Annotated in this window: 14 protein-coding genes and 1 pseudogene; 11 read left to right on the top strand and 4 right to left on the bottom strand. The window is 65.5% G+C overall.

The genetic code is table 11. The features are described from left to right. Positions 1–61: 61 nt before the first annotated feature. The 4 genes from RSO01_RS16560 to RSO01_RS16545 all read right to left on the bottom strand — a co-directional run bounded on the left by RSO01_RS16560 (position 62) and on the right by RSO01_RS16545 (position 5,227). On the bottom strand, positions 62–1,528 hold the full coding sequence (locus RSO01_RS16560) for an amidohydrolase family protein (RefSeq protein ID WP_147150226.1): 1,467 nt from the start codon (positions 1,526–1,528) through the stop codon (positions 62–64). 180 nt (positions 1,529–1,708) lie between these two features. Continuing rightward, positions 1,709–3,283 carry an ABC transporter substrate-binding protein gene (locus tag RSO01_RS16555; protein WP_147150225.1) on the bottom strand — a complete coding sequence of 525 codons (1,575 nt, stop codon included), beginning with the start codon at positions 3,281–3,283 and terminating at the stop codon, positions 1,709–1,711. A gap of 14 nt (positions 3,284–3,297) precedes the next feature. After that, complete coding sequence (locus tag RSO01_RS16550) at positions 3,298–4,203, bottom strand: ABC transporter permease (protein ID WP_147150224.1); 906 nt, start codon at positions 4,201–4,203, stop codon at positions 3,298–3,300. 85 nt (positions 4,204–4,288) lie between these two features. Further along, positions 4,289–5,227: an ABC transporter permease gene (locus tag RSO01_RS16545; protein ID WP_147150223.1), complete on the bottom strand. Its 939-nt coding sequence runs from the start codon at positions 5,225–5,227 to the stop codon at positions 4,289–4,291. A 113-nt stretch (positions 5,228–5,340) separates the two neighbouring features. Between RSO01_RS16545 and RSO01_RS16540 the strand changes: the two genes are divergently transcribed. The 11 genes and pseudogenes from RSO01_RS16540 to RSO01_RS16490 all read left to right on the top strand — a co-directional run bounded on the left by RSO01_RS16540 (position 5,341) and on the right by RSO01_RS16490 (position 15,797). Further along, positions 5,341–6,300 (top strand): dihydrodipicolinate synthase family protein, encoded by a 960-nt coding sequence (locus tag RSO01_RS16540; protein ID WP_147150222.1) that lies wholly within the window; start codon positions 5,341–5,343, stop codon positions 6,298–6,300. A 5-nt stretch (positions 6,301–6,305) separates the two neighbouring features. Continuing rightward, a complete protein-coding gene (hydA, locus tag RSO01_RS16535) occupies positions 6,306–7,775 on the top strand; it encodes a dihydropyrimidinase (protein ID WP_147150221.1) in 1,470 nt (489 codons plus the stop codon). After that, a complete protein-coding gene (locus RSO01_RS16530; protein WP_147150220.1) occupies positions 7,775–8,272 on the top strand; it encodes a DinB family protein in 498 nt (165 codons plus the stop codon). Before hydA ends, RSO01_RS16530 begins: the two co-directional genes overlap by 1 nt. A 69-nt stretch (positions 8,273–8,341) precedes the next feature. Then, on the top strand, positions 8,342–8,593 hold the full coding sequence (locus RSO01_RS16525) for a type II toxin-antitoxin system ParD family antitoxin (RefSeq protein ID WP_147150219.1): 252 nt from the start codon (positions 8,342–8,344) through the stop codon (positions 8,591–8,593). Between the two features lie 49 nt (positions 8,594–8,642). Next, positions 8,643–8,855: pseudogene (locus RSO01_RS49880) on the top strand (type II toxin-antitoxin system RelE/ParE family toxin); the annotation flags it as partial. A gap of 11 nt (positions 8,856–8,866) precedes the next feature. Beyond that, the gene (locus RSO01_RS16515) at positions 8,867–9,817 is read left to right on the top strand and encodes an N-carbamoyl-D-amino-acid hydrolase (protein WP_147150217.1); all 951 of its coding nucleotides are present in this window, start codon (positions 8,867–8,869) and stop codon (positions 9,815–9,817) included. 10 nt (positions 9,818–9,827) lie between these two features. Continuing rightward, on the top strand, positions 9,828–10,457 hold the full coding sequence (locus RSO01_RS16510) for a flavin reductase family protein (RefSeq protein WP_147150216.1): 630 nt from the start codon (positions 9,828–9,830) through the stop codon (positions 10,455–10,457). Positions 10,458–10,479: 22 nt separating this feature from the next. After that, the gene (locus tag RSO01_RS16505) at positions 10,480–12,336 is read left to right on the top strand and encodes an acyl-CoA synthetase (protein ID WP_147150215.1); all 1,857 of its coding nucleotides are present in this window, start codon (positions 10,480–10,482) and stop codon (positions 12,334–12,336) included. Positions 12,337–12,479: 143 nt separating this feature from the next. Continuing rightward, on the top strand, positions 12,480–13,244 hold the full coding sequence (locus RSO01_RS16500) for a hypothetical protein (RefSeq protein WP_147150214.1): 765 nt from the start codon (positions 12,480–12,482) through the stop codon (positions 13,242–13,244). 232 nt (positions 13,245–13,476) lie between these two features. Further along, a complete protein-coding gene (locus tag RSO01_RS16495; RefSeq protein ID WP_246158480.1) occupies positions 13,477–14,916 on the top strand; it encodes an LLM class flavin-dependent oxidoreductase in 1,440 nt (479 codons plus the stop codon). A 2-nt stretch (positions 14,917–14,918) separates the two neighbouring features. Beyond that, positions 14,919–15,797, top strand: coding sequence for a transporter substrate-binding domain-containing protein (locus RSO01_RS16490; protein ID WP_170303116.1), 879 nt, complete (start codon positions 14,919–14,921; stop codon positions 15,795–15,797). Positions 15,798–15,813 lie beyond the last annotated feature (16 nt).

Here is a 15,813-nt window from a genome sequence, read left to right as displayed (position 1 = left end):
CTCCAGGCCCGCTCATGATCATGATGCGGGCCTGGAGGCCCGCGGTCCGGCATGAAATGAATCAAGTCACCGGCCTCGACTGGGGCAGGCGATCCTTCGTCCCGTAGACCGGCGGCGCCAGCTGGTCGGCGGTGCGGCCGGCCCAGTCGCGCTGGGGCACGGTCTTGAGCCGCTTGCGCTGGCCTTCGATCAGGCCCTGGGTCGCAGCATCGACGTCGACCGTCAGCACCTTGCCGTCCTTCACGACCTGCGCGCCGTCGACATAGACGTGGCGGATGGCGCGCTCGCTCGCCGAGTAGATCAGGCTCCTGACCGGCTCGTGCGCGGGCTGCATGTAGGGATGGCTCATGTCGACCAGCGAGAAGTCGGCCTTGCAGCCCGGCGCCAGGCGGCCGAGGTCGGGCCGGCGCAGGATCTTGGCACCGCCCACGGTCGCCGCCTCGAAGGCGTGGCGCGTGGTGCCCATCTTGTAGTTGCTGGTGAAGACGCGCGCGACGTAGCAGGCGAGCCTGATCTCATCGACCATGTTGTGCGGGAAGGTGTCGGTGCCGATGCCGACGGTGATGCCGGCATTCATGTAGCGGCCGATCGAGTTCAGCACCATACCGCGGCGCGCGAATACGGTCGGGCAGTGCGCCACCGATGCGCCGGAGTCGCGCAGCAGCTCGAAGTCGTTGGCGTGCGGATAATGGATCTGCGGATGGTCGCTCAGGAAGATGCCGTGGCCGATCACCAGGTCGGGCCCGAGCACGCCGATCGAATCGAGCCATTCGATGGGCGTCTTGCCGTGTCGATGCACCATCTCATAGAACTCGACGACGGCCTGGCAGGCGTGCGTCTGCATCGGGATGTTGCGCCGCTTGGCTTCCTGCAGTGCCTCCCTGAAGTAGCCCTCCTTGCAGGTGTCGATCTGCGAGGGGCCGACCATGGCGGAGATGCGGCCGCTGGGATGCTTCGTGGCCTCGTCGATTGTCTTCATCGCGGCCGCGAAGGCCTTCTCGCCGGCCTTCTCGTCCCAGGCGTATTCCACCGTATGGCCGTTCTTGGTGTACCAGTAACCCTGGCGCATCATCGGGCAGACCACGGCGCGAATGCCCGTCGCCGCGAGATCGTCGACCCAACCGTCGCGGCTCATCGACAGGTCGGAGATGGTGGTGACGCCGCTCTTCAGGAGCTCCGACATCGCCACCATGGTCGAGGGTCCCGCATCCTCGGCATCGAGGCCGAACACCGGCAGGTATTCGTAGAGCGAGCTTTGGCCGAGCTTGTCGCTGCCATACTCCTCCGTCAGGCCCTTGTTGGCGGGCTCGGAGAAGGGATGGCTGTGCACGTTGACGAAGCCCGGGATCGCCATGAATCCCTTGCCGTCGATCGTGGCGTCGGCCGTGCCAGTGTAGCCCGGCCCGACATGGACGATCTCGTTGCCTTTGAACACGAGGTCGCCGCCATCGACATAGACGTGCCGGCGCTCGGATTCGTCCCAGGCCACGACATGGTCGAGGTCGGAGATCTTGGTGGTCTTGGTCATGGGAGTACGTTCCTCCGGAGATTCACTTTCGTCACTCTTGACTTCGCTCTTTTCCCTCATGCCTCCTCTCCCCCGCTAGGGGGAGAGGCTGGGTGAGGGGGTTACGCACGTCGATTCCCCCTCACCTAACCTCTCCCCCTAGCGGGGGAGAGGAACATGAAGGGGTAAGGACCGTCTCGCCTACTTGAACGCGATGCCCAGCCCCTTGTTGAGGCCGCAGCCGTAGTTGCCGTGGGCGCGGATGGGCTTCAGCTTGGAGCCGGCGACGACGAACAGCGGCTCGTGGAACAGCGGGATCCACACCGCCGCGTCATGCACCTTCTGCTGGACCGCGGCATAGGCCTCGGCGCGCACCTTGTCGTCGGTCGCGGTCGAGCCCTTGTCCAGAAGCTCGTCGGTTTCCTTGTCCTTCCAGTTCATGCGGTTGGGCGTCGGCGTGTTGGCCGAGCGGAAGTAGAGGTTCAACGCATCGCCGGCGCTGACATAGGGGAAGCTCATGCCGAAGGCGTCGAACTCCTGGGTCGCGAGCTTGCCCCACGCCACGGTCGAGTCGAAGAGCTGTATCTGCAGGTCGATGCCGACCTTGCGCAGGTCGCCTTGCACGGCCTCGGCGATCTCCTTGAAGGCGCCGGAGATGCCATAGACGATCGGCGCCAGCTTCTTGCCGTCCTTGTAGCGGAAGCCGTCGGAGCCTTTCTTCCAGCCGGCCTCGTCCAGAAGCTTCTCGGCCTCCTTGACGTTCTCGCCGTAGACCGCGCGGTCGACCTTGTCGTTGAAATCGAGCACGCCCGGCATCAGCAGGGTCGAGGCCGGCTCGGCGAGGCCGAAGGTGACGGCCTCGGCGATCGCCTTCTGGTCGACGGCGAGGTTCATCGCCTTGCGCACGCGCACGTCGTTCATCAGCTCCTTGTCGACCTTGAAGCCGATGAAGTAGGTCCAGAAGAAGTTCTCGGCCTTGGTCACGGACAGCGACTTGTTGGCCTGCAGCTCCTTGATCGACCAGTATGGTACGTACTGGCTGGCATCGGCCTGGCCTGCCTGCAGGGCGGTCACGCGGGTATTCTCCTCGGGCACGACCTTCCAGATCACCTTGTCGACCTGGGCTTCGGTCACGTCATAGTAGGAGGGGCCCCACTTGTAGCCCTTGTGCTTGGTGAGCACCGTCGAATCGCGCGGCGTCCAGCTTTCGAAGCAGAACGGGCCGGTGCCGTCGACGCCCTTGACGCCGAAGTCGGCGCCCAGCTGCTTGACCTGGTCGACGTTCAGGATGGTGTGGAAGTACTGCGTCATCTGGTAGAGCAGCTCGGAGAACGGCTTCTTGAGCTTGTACTCGACCGTGGTGTCGTCGACGGCCGTGATCTTGTCGACCTCGCCCATGCGCCACTTCACCAGGCCCTTGGTCTCGGGATCGAGCCAGCGCTCGTAGGTCGCGACCACGTCCTTGGCGGTCATCTTCTTGCCGCTGCAGAAGCTCACGTCGTCGCGCAGCTTGAAGGTGTAGGTGAGGCCGTCGGGCGACATCGTCCAGCTGGTGGCGAGCCCGGGCTTCAGCGTCTTCATGTCGTAGTCGAGGTTCACCAGCGTGTCGCCGATCATGTACATGACCTCGGCGCCGGAACGGGCGGTCGACTTGTGCGGATCGTAGCGGTCGGTGTCGATCTCGCGCACGATGGTCACGGTCTTCTGCGCCATCGCCGGCGCCGCCGCGCCGATGGCGGTCGCGGCGAGCGCCGCGAGAAGCAAACGATTGGACATGCCTAAAAGCCTCCTTATTGCCTGAGCTTGGGATCGAGGGCATCGCGCAGCGCGTCGCCCAGGACGTTGAATGCGAGAACGACGAGGAAGATCGCCGCACAGGGGAAGGTCGAGACGTTGGGCGCGATCTGCAGGAACTTGCGGCCGTCGGCCGCCATGCTGCCCAACTCTGCCGTTGGCGGCTGGGCGCCGAGGCCGAGGAAGGAGAGGGCGGCGCCCAAAAGGATCGCCTGGCCGAGCTGCAGCGTCATGTAAATCAGGATGGTCGGCCAGCAGTTGCGCGCCAAGTAACGCCAGATCAGGGCGGCGTCGCCCAGGCCGACGGCGCGGCCGGCCTCCATGTATTCCTGCTGCATGATCGACTGTGCCGCGCCGCGGGCGATGCGGGCGATCGACGGCACGGCGGCGACCGAGAGCGCGATCACCAGGGAGAACAGGCCGGTGCCCAGCACGGCGGCGATGGCGAGGCCGAACAGAATCGAGGGGAAGGACAGCAGCACGTCGACCAGGCGCATCAGCGGCGTGTCGAGGCGCTTGAAGTAGGCGGCGCTGAGGCCGATCAGGGCGCCGAGGCCGCCGCCGACGGCGACCGCGATCACGCCCATGCCCAGGGTGGCGCGCAGGCCGAACAGGATGCGGCTCAGCATGTCGCGGCCCTGGTTGTCTGCCCCCAGAAGGAAGGTCGGGCAGCGGTCGCCGAGCGGCTTGCAGAAACGCAGGCGCATGTTGCTGGCGTAGGGATCGTGCGGCGCAATCAGAGGCGCCAGGATCGCCGCGGCGACGATGACGAACAGGAAGATCGCCGCCGCGGCCGCCGCCGGATCGCGCAGGATGCGGCGCCACACGGCGTTCTTGCGCCGGATCGCGGCGATGGCTCGCTGGTCGGCCTCGCTTTGCAGGGAGAGGGTGGCGTCGGTCATCGGGAGCGCTCATGCTCTTCCGGACCGCGCGCATCCTGCGCGCTCGGATTCATGAGCGCGCTGGAAGCGCGCGGTCCGGAAGATATCATGACCTCGCGATCCTTGGATCGAGGTAGGCGTACAGCACGTCGACGGCCAGATTGATCATCATGAACCCCACGGCGAGGATAAGGATCGCACCCTGCGCCAGCGGGAAGTCGCTCGAGGTGATGGCGCCGACGGCCATGCGGCCGACGCCGGGCCAGGCGAACATGGTTTCGGTGACGATCGAGCCGCCCAGCAGGAAGCCGATCTGCAGGCCGACCAGCGTCACCACCGGGATCATGGCGTTCCGCAATGCGTGACGGATAGTGACGCGCCAGTCCGAGGCGCCCTTGGCGCGTGCCGTGCGCACATAGTCGGCGCCGAGCGTTTCGAGCAATGACGTGCGTGTCATGCGTGCCACCGGTCCGACGAACACCGCGCCCAGGGTCACGGCGGGCAGGATGATGCTGAGGAAGCCCGCTGGCGTCCAAATCGGCCCGTTGCGCCCCTGGAAGGGCAGCAGGCCCGCGCCGCCGACATATTGGATCAGCAGCAGGCCGACCCAGAAGACCGGCACCGACACGCCCATCACCGACAGCGCCATGATGGCGCGATCGATCAGCGTACCGCGACGGCGTGCCGCCAGCGTGCCGAGCGCGATGCCGAGCGGCACCGCCCAGACGAGACAGGCCAGCATCAATTCGACGGTCGGCCAGAAAGTGAGCGCAATCTCGTCGACCACGGGCCGGTTGGAGATCATCGACCGGCCGAGATCGAGCTGCAGCACGCGGCCGAGATAGCGCCCGAACTGGATCCACAGCGGCTCGTCGAGGCCGAGCTGCTGGCGGATGGCGGCGACCTCGGCCTTGGTCGCCGTCGGACCGGCCACGACGGTCGCCGGATCGGTCGGCACGACCTGCAGCAGCAGGAAGCCGATCAGCAACACACCGAGCAAAACCGGCAGTGAAATCATCAATCGATGGGCGATATGCCTCGCCATGTCTTTTAGACAGCCCCCTTCGCGGGATAGAACACTGGCCGACGCTGCAGCGCTCGACAAGCGCCGTGCCGGTGGCATGATCGCAGCAAGAAACGCGCCGAGGAGCGGAAGTCATGTCTGCCGGAAAACTGAACGAACAGGCGAAGGGCGTGTTCATCATCGCCGCCACGCCATTCACCGATGAAGGCGCGCTCGATCTCAACAGCGTCGATTCGCTGACCGATTTTTATTTGGGCTGCGGTGTAACGGGATTCACCCTCTTGGGCATCATGGGCGAGGCGCCCAAGCTGACGGCAGAGGAATCGCTTTCGGTTGTCGACCGCGTCGTGCAGCGATCGCAGGGCCGGCAGATCATCGTCGGCGTCAGTCATGCCGGCCTCGAGAACGTGCGCCGGCTGAGCCACGAGGTGATGATCGCGGGCGCGTCGGGCGTGATGGTGGCGCCGCCGCCGGGTCTCAAGGGCGACGAGGGCGTCTACAATTACTTCGCGCAGGTCTTCAAGGAGCTGGGGCCGGACATTCCCGTCGTCTACCAGGACTATCCGCAGAGCACGGGAGTCTATCTCGCGCCGTCGGTGTTCGAGCGGCTGGTCGACGACTTCAAGCAGCTCGTCATGCTGAAGCACGAGGATTGGCCGGGTCTCGCCAAGCTCACGCGCGTGCGCGAGGGCGAGAAGAAGCCGGGTCGCCGGCGCGTCTCGATCCTGGTTGGCAATGGCGGCCTCTACCTGCCGCAGGAGCTGCGCCGTGGCGCCGACGGCGCCATGACCGGCTTCGCCTGGCCCGAGATGCTGGTCGAGGTCTGCGACCTCGCGGCCAAGGGCAAGATGGAGGAGGCGGAAGACCTGTTCGACATCTACCTGCCGCTGGTGCGCCATGAGCAGCAGCTCGGCATCGGCCTGGCGTTGCGCAAGGAGGTGCTGTTCCGCCGCGGCGCCATCAAGAGCCCGAAGCAGCGCGCGCCCGGATCGTCGTTGACCGCGACCGATCGCGCCGAGCTCGACAATCTGATCGCGCGCCTGGAGCGCAGGCTCGCCGTCGCCGGTCGCGGCGCCAAGGTCGCGGCGGAGTAGGGGTAATGGCTGATTACGACCTGATCGTCCGCAACGCCAAGATCGTCACCGCCGAGCGCCAGAGCGAAGGCGACATCGCCGTCAAGGACGGCAAGGTCGCCGCCCTGGGCGCCGATGTGAAGGGCACTGCCACGCGCGAGATCGATGCCGGGGGCAAGTTCGTGCTGCCGGGCGGCGTCGACAGCCATTGCCATATCGAGCAGCGCTCGGGCATGGGTGTGATGTGCGCCGACGACTTTTATACGGGCACGGTGTCGGCCGCGTTCGGCGGGACGACGACAGTGATCCCGTTCGCCGCCCAGCATCGCGGCATGTCGCTGCGCCAGGTGGTGAAGGACTATCACGAGGCGGCGACGCCCAAGGCGGTGATCGACTATGCCTTCCATCTCATCATCACCGATCCCACCCAGCAGGTGCTGGGGCAGGAACTGCCGGCGCTGATCAAGGACGGCTACACGTCGTTCAAGATCTATATGACCTACGACGCGATGAAGGTCAGCGACTACCAGATCCTCGACATTCTCGCCCTGGCGCGGCGCGACGGGGCGCTGGTGATGGTGCATGCCGAGAACCACGACATGATCCAGTGGCTGGCGCATCATCTCGTGGACCAGGGCCATGTCGCGCCCAAGTTCCACGCCATCGCCCATGCCCGCGTCGCCGAAGCCGAGGCGACCAACCGCGCGATCTCGCTGGCGCGCCTGGTCGATGCGCCGCTGTTGCTGGTGCACATGTCGGAGATCGAGGCCATCGATACGCTGCGCCAGGCGCAGAAGAAGGGGCTGAAGATCTTCGGCGAGACCTGCCCGCAGTATATCGCGCTGACGGCCGACGACATGGACAAGCCCGGCGTCGAGGGCGCCATGTGGTGCTGCAGCCCGCCGCCGCGCGATTCGGAAGCCCAGGAGGCGGTGTGGGCGGCGCTGAAGGACGGCACCTTCCAGACCTTCTCGTCGGACCATGCGCCCTATCAGTTCAACGAGAAGGGCAAGATCCCCAAGGGCGACAAGACGACTTTCAAGGAGATGGCCAACGGCGTGCCGGGCCTGGAGATCCGCTTGCCCATCCTGTTCTCCGAAGGCGTCCAGAAGGGCCGCATCACCCTGCAGCAGTTCGTGGCCCTGACCTCCGCCAATCACGCCAAGCTCTATGGCCTGTACCCGAAGAAGGGCACGATCGCCGTCGGCTCCGATGCCGACTTCGCGATCTGGGACGCCGACAAGGACGTGACGATCCGCTGGAAGGACCTGCACGACAATGTCGGCTATTCGCCCTACGAGGGTCGCCAGATCAAGGGCTGGCCGATCACCGTGGTGAGCCGTGGCCGCGTCGTGGTCGAGGACGGCAAGCTCAACGCCGCGCGCGGCTCGGGCCAGTTCCTGCCGTGCGCCTCGCCGGATTCGGCCAAGCCGCAGGGCCAGACGGCGCCGGAGCTGCAGTCGATGTCCCGCTTCGGCCTGAAACCGCTGTTCTGATGATCGGTGTCGACTATGTAAGGCGCATGGCGCTCTACAATCGTTGGCAGAACGAGAATCTTTACGGCGCCGCCGACGGCCTTACCGACGAGGAGCGCCAGCGCGAGCGCGGCGCCTTCTTCGGCTCGATCCACCGGACGATGTGCCATCTCCTGTGGGCCGACCAGACCTGGATGAGCCGCTTTCGCAGCACGCCGCCGCCGGTGCCCTTGGCGGAGTTGACCGCGCAGTATCGCGATTGGACGTCTCTCGAGAGCCGACGCCGCGATTTCGACGCGGAGATCGTGGGATGGGTGGACGGCATCAATGCGGATTGGTTGGCCGGCACGCACACCCACTTCTCGCCGAGCCTGGGGCGCGAGATGTCGGCGCCACGCTGGCTGCTCGTGTCGCATTTCTTCAATCACCAGACCCATCATCGCGGGCAGATTCATTGCATGTTGACCCAGGCGGGCAGGAAGCCGGCGGATACCGACCTGCCGATGATGCCCGGCTGATGGCTTGGAGTTTTCTGGACGATAATTGTCACCATGCTAAACTTTGACAAACTTTAGCATGGTGACGATATGAACATTTCGCTCACACCGAAGCTCGAGGGTTTCGTGAAGGCGAAGGTGAAGACCGGTGATTACAACAACGCCAGTGAGGTCATCCGCGAGGCGTTGCGCGTTCTGCAAGAGAGGGAAGCGGACCGAAAGGTTCAGCTCCGCGCTCTGAGGCGGCTCATCCGAGAAGGAGAAGAGAGCGGTCCGCCGGTTTCATGGGACCCGGAGGCCATCAAGGACAAGGCTCGAGCGCGAGTACGTAAGCGCGGATAGGTCGTGCTGCGCATCGTCATCTTGCCCAAGGCAGAGGAATTGGGGCGAGCGACAGATGACGCGCTATGTCGACGGCCTGCACGAACGCTTTGTTGTCCTAGCAAGGCAGCCGGAAATCGGCCGTCGACGTGACGAAATAGGACAGGGGTACCGAAGCATTGTGCATGGCTCCCATATCGTGTTTTACAGGCTGACACGCCGTGAGCTCGTTATTGTCCGTGTCCTGCATGGACGGATGAGTCCGGAGCGTCATATTCCATAGGTGAGAGCAGAATGTCCCGTCGTCTAAAAGTCTCCGCCGCCCAGCTCGGCCCCATCCACCGCGCCGACAGCCGCAAGAGCGTGGTCGCTCGCCTGGTCGAGATGCTGAAGGAGGCCGATTCGCGCGGCTCGAAGTTCGTGGTGTTCCCCGAGCTCGCGCTCACCACCTTCTTCCCGCGCTGGTGGATGGAGGACCAGGCCGAGGTCGACAAGTATTTCGAGGCGCAGATGCCGAGTCCCGAGACGCTGCCGCTGTTCGAGCTGGCGCGATCCAAAGGCATCGGTTTCTACCTGGGCTATGCCGAGCTCACGGAGGAAGAGGGCAAGACCCGGCGCTTCAACACCTCGATCCTGGTCGGGCCGGACGGCCGCACCGTCGGCAAGTATCGCAAGGTCCATCTGCCGGGGCATGCCGAGCACCGGCCGGCATCGCCCTACCAGCACCTCGAGAAGAAGTACTTCGAGGTCGGCGATCTCGGCTTCAATGTCTGGAAGATGTTCAAGGACGACATCATCGTCGGCCAATGCATCTGCAACGATCGGCGCTGGCCCGAGACGTTCCGCGTCATGGGGCTGAAGGGCGCCGAGATGGTGGTGCTGGGCTATAACACGCCGACCGACAACGTCTATGCGCCCAAGGAGCCGCCCTACCTGCGGGTGTTCCACCACAACCTGTCGATCCAGGCGGCGGCCTACCAGAACGGCATCTGGGTCGTGGCCACCGCCAAGGCGGGCAAGGAGGACGGCTTCTGGCTGCACGGCGGCACGGCCATCGTGGCACCGACCGGCGAGATTGTCGCCAAGTCGAACACCGAGGAGGACGAGGTCGTCTCCTACGATTGCGACATGGAGCTCGGCGAATACATCCGCAACACCACCTTCAACTTCGCCAAGCATCGCCGCCCCGAACACTACAAGCTGATCGTCGAGCGCACCGGCGTGAAGGTCGAACCGAGTAACTGAGGATCCTTAGATGCAATACGCCGTCTCCGACGTGAACGATCACGACCGTTACAAGATCCTCACCGCCTTCGTGCTGCCGCGGCCGATCGCCTGGGTGACCACGATAGGCCCTGACGGCACGGTCAATGCCGCGCCGTTCAGCTTCTTCAACGTTTTCGCCGAGGATCCGCCGATCGTGATGTTCGCCGTCAACAAGCGGCCGGACGGGCGCATCAAGGACACCTGGACCAACATCAAGCGCACCGGTGAGTTCGTGGTCAACCTGACCGACGAGCCGCTGGCGCGGGCCATGCACGATTCGAGCGGCGACTTTCCGCCCGACGTCGGCGAGCCGGACTATCTCGGTCTCAAGCTCGCCCCCTCGGTCGACATCAAGCCGCCCAGGCTCGCCGACGCGCCGTGGTCGATGGAGTGCAACACCTGGCAGGTCATCAACGTCAAGGACGACCGCCAGTTGATCATGGGCGAGGGGCTGCGCTTCCACATCCGCGACGAGCTGTGGGATCCCAAGGCGATGCGCGTGCACATGGAGAAGTACCATCCGATCGGCCGTATGTTCGCCGACCGCTACTGCCGCACCGACGATCGCGTCATCTTTCCGGCCGCCGAGGGACCCAAGAAGGCTGCGGCGGCGGACTGACGTCAATCCGGGGAACAGGCCGATGAAAGTCCGCAGCCACGCCGACATCGTCGAACTCGAGAAGGTGCCGGCAGCCGAGCGCATCCGCTACACCGGCGTGGCGGACCTGCTGGCCCATGCCGCCCGCGAGAACGCCGGTCGCGTGGCCTTGCGCTATCTGTCCGGCACCGGTCCGGACGACGCCGTACGGGACGTCACGTTCGAAGAGCTGCAGCGCCGCGTCATCCAGACGGCCAATATGCTGCGCGCCCATGGCGTCGGGCCTCAGGATACCGTCACGCTGCTGATGCCGAGCGTGCCGCAGACTTTCTTCGCCTTGTGGGGCGCGGAGATCGCGGCAGTCGCCAATCCCGTCAATTATTTCCTCGAAGCCTCGCAGATCGCCGGCATCATGAAGGAGGCCGGTGCGAAGGCGCTGGTTGCCGTCGATGCCTCGATCTTCCCGGACATCTGGCCGAAGGTGGAGGCGATCCGCGCCGTCCTTCCGGACCTCAAGGTCTTTCGGGTCGGCGGCAGTGCCGCCGCTGCGGGCATCATCGACTTCGACGAGGCCTGCGCCAATCAACTGGGCGATCGGCTGGTGGCGCCGAAGCCGATCGACGGCAGCACCGTCGCGGCGCTCTTCCACACCGGCGGGACGACGGGTCTGCCCAAGCTCGCCAAGCACACGCACGGTGCGCTCGCCTTGATGGCGTGGACCAACACGCTGGTGTTCGATCTCGGGCCCGGCACGGTGCTGCTCAATCCGCTGCCGCAGTTCCATGTCGGCGGCTCGCTGTTCGGCGCCCTGTCGCCGATCGCCAATGGCTGGACGGTCGTGATCCCGACGCCGCTCGGCGCGCGCAATCCCAACGTCGTGCGCGACTACTGGAGCATCGTCGAGCGCAACCGCGTCACCGTCGGCGGCGCCGTGCCGACGACGCTGGCCGCGATCATGAACGTTCCGCGCGACGGGCACGACCTCAGCTCGCTGAAGTGTTTCGTGACGGGCGGTTCGACCGTCCCCGTCGAGCTCATCCGCCGCATCGAGCGCGAGATCGGCGTGCCGGTCATCGAAGGCTACGGCATGACCGAGGTGCATTGTTACTCGACGATGAATCCCATGCATGGCGAGCGGCGCACCGGGTCGGTCGGCCTTCGCCTGCCCTATACCGAGGTCCGCATTGCCGACGTCGCGCCGGATGGCACGATCCGCGGCGATTGCCCGACCGGCGAGATCGGTCATGTCCTGATGCGCGGCCCGCAGGTCACGCCGGGCTATCTCGACCCGCGCCATGACAAGGGGGCGGTGCTGGCCGATGGATGGCTCGACTCCGGCGATCTCGGCCGCCTCGATGCCGACGGCTACGTCTGGCTCACTGGGCGCTCCAAGGATCTCATCATCCGCGGCGGCCACAACATCGATCCCGTGATCATCGAGGAAGCGCTCACCCGTCACCCCGGCGTCGAGACGGCGGCGGCGGTCGGCCTGCCCGACGCCTATGCCGGCGAGCTGCCGATGGCCTTCGTGCAGCGGCGGCCCGGTGCGGAGGTGACGGCGGAGGAGCTGCGCAAGTTCTGCCGCCGGGAGGTGCCCGAGCGCGCGGCGGTGCCGGTGCAGGTTGTGCTTGTCCCGGTGATGCCGGTGACGGGCGTCGGCAAGATCTACAAGCCTGCCCTGCGATTGCAGGCAGCGCAGCTCGCCTTCGAGGCGGCGCTCGCGCCGCTGCGCGGTGAGGGCGTGACGGCCGGCGTCATGGTGCGCAGCGATCCGACCCATGGCATGCTGGCAGCCGTGAGCGTCACCGGGTTTGGTGGAACGTCGCGAGAAGCCATCGTGAAGCGCTCTGCGGAGCTGCTCGGCGGCTTCCAGATTCGGCACGTTGTCGCGTTCGTCTGACGCGAAGGGTCGCGTCTGACGCGACCGATCGCGTCGTTTTTCCGGCGGCGGCAGGGCCAAAGAAGGCCACCGCCGCATATTGATCACTGCCGCTGCCATGGGTGGAAGGTGTAACCTCGGCGGGAGCAACCCATCGTCGAGGAATGACCGCGCGTTCTCAGGAAGGTTGGCCACGCTGGTTGGCCGCGCTGCTGATGGGCCTGCTGCTGATCCTGGCCCTGTTGATCGCGTCGTGGTTCCTGCGCGCTTGCGCGCCGGTCGCGCCGTCGACCAGCCTCAGCATGATCGAGACGCCGGCGCCACCAGCGCCGGAGGCGCCGCCCGATCCGACGCCGCTCCTGAAAGCCTCGCTCGACGACGCCAAGGTCGACGGCAGGAACCTGTCGGCCGAACTCGCGGCACTCGAGGCCGACATCAAACAGAAGCTGGCACAGTGCAAGCCGGTCGAGCCACCGAAACCGCCTGAGCCGCCGAAGCCGCCGCCGGTCGCCAAGGCGCCGCCGCCACCGCCGCCGTTACCGGCCGACCGGTGGGCGCAGAAGGATCTCGGCATGCTGCAGGGCTGCTGGCGGCTCGGCCAGGATACGCAGGGCAGCATCGGCATTGGTGGCCGCTCGGAGCGCTGCGCCGTGAAGGCGGGCCGCATCTGCTTCGGCGCCAACGGCGGCGGCGAGCGGCGCTCGACCGCGGTGTGCCCGGCCACAGGCACCATCACTTGCGCCGCGCCCATCACCGCCCGCTTCGGCAACGACAACACGCTCGGCACGACGCAGCCCGCGGTGCAATGCAATCCGGGGCAGGCGAACTGGACCGGCCCGCCCAACAGCCTGACCTGCCGGCGCGTCAGCGACACGCTGGCGGTCTGCAGAGATCGTCTGAACTTCGAGTATGAGTTCCGGCGGGAATAGCGCCCACACCCTGGCTTTGCTGCCGGCGGCGGAATGTATCGGGGGCTCGCATCGATCTTGGCTTGCCGAAACCTTCATCGCACTGTTCCGTTGCAGCGCGGCCAACTACAGAGTCCCCCGTCGAATTGTCTCGTGCTTTGGCGCAGCGCTTTCTGGGTCGGCTCAACCTGCGTCTGGCATCCGCTGAGAAGCTGCCGATTGCGATCGGATAGTCACCCACGCACAAGGCGGCGTGCAAGGAGCGTGCCGACCAGCACTGTCGACAGCCGTTCGTACACGTACAATAATAATGCTTACGGCTGATCGCCTGGTACGGCCGCGCTATCGGCAACGAATGGAGGGAGGCGGCCTGGTTGCAATGCCCACGCGTCAGATGCATCTCGTTGCCTATTCCAAGACGGGCCCGACGGCTCGCCATGTTGGCGGTTGGCGTCATCCGGAATCGGTGCTCAATGACTTTCTCAAGCCCAGCCGCTACATCCAGTATGCGCGCACGCTGGAAGAGGCCAAGTTCGATGGCTGCTTCTTTGCCGATTTGATTGGCATCTACGACATCTATGGCGGCAGCTATGAGACCTACGTCCGAAACGGCGGCCAGATCAGCTATCTTGACCCGATGGTAGTCCTGCCGGTGATGGCGGCGGAGACCCGCCATCTCGGCCTCGGCATCACGCTCTCGACCACCTTCCACAATCCCTATCATCTCGCCCGCTGGCTGGGTTCGATGGATGTCATGAGCGGCGGCCGAGTCGCCTGGAACATCGTCACCTCGGCGGCCGAGCTCGAGGCGCGCAATATTGGCGGCAGCCTGCCGCCGCGCGAGGAGCGCTACGATCGCGCCGACGAGGTGCTCGAAGCCTGTTGCGCGCTGTGGGGCAGCTGGGACGCGGATGCGTTCATCCTCGACAAGGAAGCCGGACTGTTCGCTGATCCGCAGAAGGTCCACTACGTCGACTACCAGGGGAAATGGGTCAAGACGCGCGGGCCCTTGCCGACGCCGCGCAGCCCGCAGGGGCGGCCGGTGCTGATGCAGGCCGGCAGTTCCGACCGCGGGCGTGACTTCGCCGCGCGCTGGGCCGAGGCGATCTTCACCGATCAGCGTAGCCTTGCCGCGTTGCAGGCGTTCTACGACGATATTAAGGGCCGCATGGCGCGGTTCGGCCGCCAGCCGGAGGATTGCGCAATTCTGGCGGCCAGCACCTTCGTCATCGGCGAGACCGAGTCGATCGCGCGCGAACGCGCAGAGTATCTCCGAAGCCTGATCAAGCCCGATCTCTGGGCGGCGCGCGTGTCGGGCAGCCTCGGCGCGGATCTCAGCAAGGTCGCCGACGAAAAAGGCCTCGCCGACCAGCAGGGCACCCAGGGCATTCGCGGTGCTGAGGATCGCCTCCGCCAGGCGATGTCGGACAAGGGTCTGTCGCTCGCCGAGGCGGTGAAGGACGCCAGTAACGACGAGATCGTCGGCACGCCTTCGCAGATCGCCGATCATTTGCAATACGTCTTCGAATCGGGCGTGTGCGACGGCTTTATCGTCGCGCCGACATATTTTCCCGGGATGATCGAGCAGTTTTGCCGGATGGTGGTACCGGAGTTACAGCGACGCGGCGTGTTCCGGCGGGAATACACCGGACGGACGCTGCGGGAGAATCTTTTGGGGAAGGAGGGGATATGACGATGACTTGCAGAATTCGGCGCCGCTCGCTCGGCGCCTTGGTGGTGCTGGGTATGCTGGCCAACTGGCCTGTCGGACTGGCTGCGGCGCAGCAGGTCAAGGTCGCCGAGGCCGCGCGCGCGGCGCTGCCGGCCAAGGTCCGCGACGACGGCGTGCTGCGCGTCGCGACGTCGCTGCAATGGGCGCCCTTCGCCTATCGATCGGAGAAGGACGAAGCCGTCGGCATCGATATCAGCCTGCTGAAACTGATCGCAGCCAAGCTCGGCTTGAAGCCCGAGCTCGACGACATGAAGTTTCCGGGGATTATCCCCGGCGTTTCGTCGGGGCGCTATCAGGTCGGCGCGAACCAGCTCTCGATGTCACCCGAGCGGCTCAACGCCGTCGACATGGTGCCTTACTTCGACACCTCCAGCGTACTGCTGATCGCCAAGGGCAAGCCTGTTCCCGATCTCGCCAATCTGTGCGGCATGAACTTCGTCGTGACCCAGGGCAGCGTGCAGGTCCGCCAGCTCAACCAGCTGTCCGAGGCCTGCGTCGCGAAGGGCGGCAAGGCAATCACCCAGCAACTCTATCCCAGTAGTGCCGAAACCTTGCTGGCGTTGTCGAACGGCCGGGGTGACGCGTTCCTGACCGCCGCGCCGCAGGGTGTCTATATTTCGCGCGTCAATCCGAAGGTCGAGCTGGTCAAGGGCGACGTGCCCAACGTCGAACGTTCGCCGGCTGGAATCGCCCTGGAGAAGGGCAACGCCGCCCTGCGCAAGGCGATCGCGCTGGCGCTGGCGAGTGCGATCGAGGACGGCTCCTACAAGGCGATCCTCGAGGAATTCGGCGTCGCCAACGCGGCGGTGCCGCTTCAGCTGGTGATGAAGTCCGCCGAATAGGCCCCCGCAACGACAG

Origin of the sequence: Reyranella soli (assembly GCF_007992495.1) — a bacterium.
GTDB lineage: Bacteria > Pseudomonadota > Alphaproteobacteria > Reyranellales > Reyranellaceae > Reyranella > Reyranella soli.
The sequence above is the reverse complement of the archived record's forward strand: the minus strand, read 5'-3'. Positions and strand labels throughout refer to the sequence as shown.

What these genes read in the sequence shown, in the direction of transcription:
- RSO01_RS16560 (WP_147150226.1), bottom strand. Translation starts at nt 1,528, where the DNA reads ATGACCAAGACCACCAAGATCTCCGACCTCGACCATGTCGTGGCCTGG.
- RSO01_RS16555 (WP_147150225.1), bottom strand. Translation starts at nt 3,283, where the DNA reads ATGTCCAATCGTTTGCTTCTCGCGGCGCTCGCCGCGACCGCCATCGGC.
- RSO01_RS16550 (WP_147150224.1), bottom strand. Translation starts at nt 4,203, where the DNA reads ATGACCGACGCCACCCTCTCCCTGCAAAGCGAGGCCGACCAGCGAGCC.
- RSO01_RS16545 (WP_147150223.1), bottom strand. Translation starts at nt 5,227, where the DNA reads ATGGCGAGGCATATCGCCCATCGATTGATGATTTCACTGCCGGTTTTG.
- RSO01_RS16540 (WP_147150222.1), top strand. Translation starts at nt 5,341, where the DNA reads ATGTCTGCCGGAAAACTGAACGAACAGGCGAAGGGCGTGTTCATCATC.
- hydA (WP_147150221.1), top strand. Translation starts at nt 6,306, where the DNA reads ATGGCTGATTACGACCTGATCGTCCGCAACGCCAAGATCGTCACCGCC.
- RSO01_RS16530 (WP_147150220.1), top strand. Translation starts at nt 7,775, where the DNA reads ATGATCGGTGTCGACTATGTAAGGCGCATGGCGCTCTACAATCGTTGG.
- RSO01_RS16525 (WP_147150219.1), top strand. Translation starts at nt 8,342, where the DNA reads ATGAACATTTCGCTCACACCGAAGCTCGAGGGTTTCGTGAAGGCGAAG.
- RSO01_RS16515 (WP_147150217.1), top strand. Translation starts at nt 8,867, where the DNA reads ATGTCCCGTCGTCTAAAAGTCTCCGCCGCCCAGCTCGGCCCCATCCAC.
- RSO01_RS16510 (WP_147150216.1), top strand. Translation starts at nt 9,828, where the DNA reads ATGCAATACGCCGTCTCCGACGTGAACGATCACGACCGTTACAAGATC.
- RSO01_RS16505 (WP_147150215.1), top strand. Translation starts at nt 10,480, where the DNA reads ATGAAAGTCCGCAGCCACGCCGACATCGTCGAACTCGAGAAGGTGCCG.
- RSO01_RS16500 (WP_147150214.1), top strand. Translation starts at nt 12,480, where the DNA reads ATGACCGCGCGTTCTCAGGAAGGTTGGCCACGCTGGTTGGCCGCGCTG.
- RSO01_RS16490 (WP_170303116.1), top strand. Translation starts at nt 14,919, where the DNA reads ATGACTTGCAGAATTCGGCGCCGCTCGCTCGGCGCCTTGGTGGTGCTG.